Raw genomic sequence first — 3,422 nt, forward strand, 5'->3', positions numbered from 1 at the left:
TACGATTTAGAACAAAATAGATACTAACCGGGAAAACCAACGCAGAACGCTTATATTGAAAGCTTCAACGGTAAATTCAGAGATGAGTGCCTGAATGTAAACTGGTTTTCAAATATATTGCAGGCAAGAGAACTAATTGAAAATTGGCGACTAGATTACAACAGTGTTAGACCACACAGTTCTTTAAACAATTTATCGCCTAATGAATTTGCTGAGGAATATGGTATACTCTAATTAAAGGTGGCCACATTTAGGGGTAAGGTCACTGTAGGTAAAAATATGTTTCACACAATCGCTGTTCAATACAGACAAAAACGAAGGGGGGCATGGGGAGTAGAAACCTTTGCTGATCTCGGGTCAAACTTATTGAAAAACAAGCATATTCCTTTGAAAGTAAAATTCAGTAAGCTTTTTCAAATTCTTGATAATCACATTAACTGGGCTACATGGTCAATAATTAACAGTTTTGTTACTCCTGCGCTCTTATTCTGGGCGCGGCTAGCTAAACAGGATGCGCTGATATTGTTTAACATCTCATATATAAACAGTACCCTTTTTAGTGCGCTAAACGTTATTTTGCTTCTCAGTATTTTCATAAGCATGGAATTTCTTCCGCCTCGTCCTAAAGAAGTATCTGCATTAAGATATGTATCTTTTGTATTCCAGTGGCTGCTGCTCCCTGTCATATCGGCGATATTAGGGTCTGCCCCGGCAGTTGACGCCCAGACAAGACTCCTGCTCGGCAGGGGCCTGGATTTTTATGCAACTCCAAAGAACAGGAACTAGACCGCAAGAATTATTTTATGCTTGAATATGTAATGCTTATTGCCGGTTTCTCCGCACTTATAAAAGGAGCGGATCTGCTTGTAAACGCAGCTAATTCATTAGCTGAAAAGTTTAATATATCAAAACTAGTAATTGGACTTACATTAGTGGCATTCGGAACGTCCGCACCGGAATTATTTGTAAATGTTTTAGCAAGCATTAAAGGTAACACCGATATTGCCATTGGAAACGTACTGGGCAGTAATATAGCTAATGTTTTTCTGATTCTGGGAATATCAGCAATTATATATCCTTTGAAAATGTCGCAAAGCACCGTATGGAAAGAAATCCCTTTCAGTTTATTGGCCGGATTGGTGTTAGGTGTTTTGGTTAGTGATAAAATCATAGATAAAAATAATATGTCGTTATTAACTCGTACAGACGGGATGATACTAATTTTCTTTTTTTTCATGTTCATTTACTATTCGATAAACAATGCGCGAGTAATTGAAGTCGAGGGAGAGAGTGCAACTTATAAAACTTATGGTCTCTTAAAAACAGTATTGTTGCTTATTATAAGCCTTATTCTGTTAGGATTGGGCGCCGACTGGGTTGTTGATTCTGCGGTGCGGATCGCTTTGAATTTTGGATTAAGCGAATCAGCAATAGCGCTAACCATAGTCGCTCTGGGGACGTCTTTACCGGAACTTGCGACATCAGCGGTAGCTGCATATAAAAAGAACAGTGATATAGCTGTTGGCAATGTTATCGGCTCTAACATTTTTAATATTTTTTTTGTCTTGGGTATAAGTTCAATTATAACTCCGCTTGCTTTTAATGCCGAGATTGCTATTGATGTGCTAATAACGATCCTGACATCTTTCCTGCTTTTTATTTTTATGTTTACGGGACACAAGCATAGATTGGACAGGTGGGAAGGAGTTGTTTCTGTGTGTTTATATGGCGGCTATATCGCTTTTGTCATTACCAGATAACGGTAAAGACGAGCACATTATTTGCTTTATGGATAAATAAATTTATAAGCATTTTCTAAAATGCGAAATTACATCTAAGAGTTTTTTGATATTTTCTTGGCGCTACCGGGTCAGCCATGATCTGTTTTTTAAGGTTAGAAAAGCGTAGGGGATTGTCCAGAACAACAAAAAAAATGTAAGATAGGCGTATAAGATGCCATATATGAAATCAACGCGTCTTTCAAACCTAAGATAAATAAGCAGATACATCGAGGCTACGACGGCAATTCCGGCAATATATTTAAATATAATAAGCGGAACCAGTATTACTAAATAGAGCATCAGCGCATAACAGTAAAACTGTATAATAAACAAGGAGACCTGCAGAAAATAATCGACAAGAGGCAGAAACCGGTTCTTAGTTCTGTACTTGGTAAAAGCAAACTGAAAAAAAACAAGGCTTTCTCTGATAAAGCTTTTATTCCATCTAACAAGCATTTTCATCAATTTCGGTATATTTTCCGGAACCACCGTTTTTACCGAAGCTTTTCGAGCGTAAACGGTATTATAGCCATGGCGTATTACAAAGTTTGACAAAGACCTGTCGTCGCCGTAAGTGCAGAGTTCGTTCAGAAAAGTCTGATTCAGCCATGCGCCTGTCACTTCATCAAGAATACTTTTTCGGTATGCCGAAAGAACACCCGAACAGCAGAAAACAGTATTTATTGTTGACTGTGTGGCCCTTAAAAAATCGAACGACATAATATAGCGTACTCCAAGCATTCGCGTAAGCAGGTTTTTTGTCTTATTAAATACCTTGACGCTGCCAGTTACTGCACCCACTTCAGGATTGGTGAAAGGCATCACAAGATGCAATAATGAGTCTTTTTCAAGCACACTGTCTGAATCCAGAGTCACTATAATTTCATTTTTTGCGGTTTTGAATCCTGCCGCCAGGGCGGCTCTTTTACCTTGATTTTTTTCAAAATCTATAAAGATAAGTTTAGTCCCGAATATTGTCCTTGCTTCATTTATATATTTCAACGTATCGTCAGTAGACCCGTCATTTATGCAGATGACTTCTCTATTAACGTCCGGATAGTTTGCATAAAAAGCTGATTCAATTGCATTTTTTATCATGCTTCCTTCATTATAGGCAGGAATAACTATGCTGATTCCGGGAGTAAAAGATCTGTCACCTCTAGATTTGTATAACACATATGTAATTGACCTATAAACTATATTCAGAATCATCAGTATTATTACAGGCATCTTAAGCATATATATCTGGAAAATCTTTTTTATTGAAATCCCATTAGGGTATACATCTATGACAATAGCTAAAAACAGTATCAGTAAAAGCAGCGCTATTACCGCATACTCAAAATGTTTATTCCGGACATTAATATTTAATATTTTGATCATAGTTTATTTGTGTATTATATACTATAAATCCTAAAAAAGGACAACTTACATAAAAATACTGAACCCCGCCACCTCCTAAGACATCAAGGGATTTGTCAAACAATTAAAAAAACAGTTCCACAAAAACAGACAAAAGTTTCAAATGCTCCCATCTTCGCTTATCGAGGAACAGATACAGGAGCAAGCGAACGGCGGTGCTTGCCCCTGTATCGCAGAGGCTGAGAGCGAAAGGCCTCCGTAAGGAGGGCGGGTGAACGA

Annotated in this window: 3 protein-coding genes and 1 pseudogene; 3 read left to right on the plus strand and 1 reads right to left on the minus strand. The window is 37.8% G+C overall.

Going from position 1 to position 3,422, the window contains the following annotated elements; translation table 11 throughout:
* Nucleotides 1–27 precede the first annotated feature (27 nt).
* The 3 genes and pseudogenes from FP827_01615 (at nucleotide 28) to FP827_01625 (ending at nucleotide 1,760) form a co-directional block, all read left to right on the plus strand.
* Nucleotides 28–234 (plus strand): annotated as a pseudogene (locus FP827_01615) (transposase).
* Between the two features lie 45 nt (nucleotides 235–279).
* Nucleotides 280–786: a hypothetical protein gene (locus FP827_01620; protein ID MBA3051782.1), complete on the plus strand. Its 507-nt coding sequence runs from the start codon at nucleotides 280–282 to the stop codon at nucleotides 784–786.
* 17 nt (nucleotides 787–803) lie between these two features.
* Nucleotides 804–1,760, plus strand: a complete 957-nt coding sequence (locus tag FP827_01625) for a calcium/sodium antiporter (protein MBA3051783.1) — start codon at nucleotides 804–806, stop codon at nucleotides 1,758–1,760.
* A 102-nt stretch (nucleotides 1,761–1,862) separates the two neighbouring features.
* Here the strand turns inward: FP827_01625 and FP827_01630 are convergent, their stop codons facing one another.
* Nucleotides 1,863–3,164, minus strand: a complete 1,302-nt coding sequence (locus FP827_01630; protein MBA3051784.1) for a glycosyltransferase family 2 protein — start codon at nucleotides 3,162–3,164, stop codon at nucleotides 1,863–1,865.
* Nucleotides 3,165–3,422 lie beyond the last annotated feature (258 nt).

This window comes from Candidatus Omnitrophota bacterium (genome assembly GCA_013791745.1).
Lineage (GTDB): Bacteria > CG03 > CG03 > CG03 > CG03 > CG03.

Bases quoted from the DNA above. Each gene is read 5' to 3' on its own strand.
- FP827_01620 (MBA3051782.1), top strand. From the start codon at position 280: ATGTTTCACACAATCGCTGTTCAATACAGACAAAAACGAAGGGGGGCA.
- FP827_01630 (MBA3051784.1), bottom strand. From the start codon at position 3,164: ATGATCAAAATATTAAATATTAATGTCCGGAATAAACATTTTGAGTAT.
- FP827_01625 (MBA3051783.1), top strand. From the start codon at position 804: ATGCTTGAATATGTAATGCTTATTGCCGGTTTCTCCGCACTTATAAAA.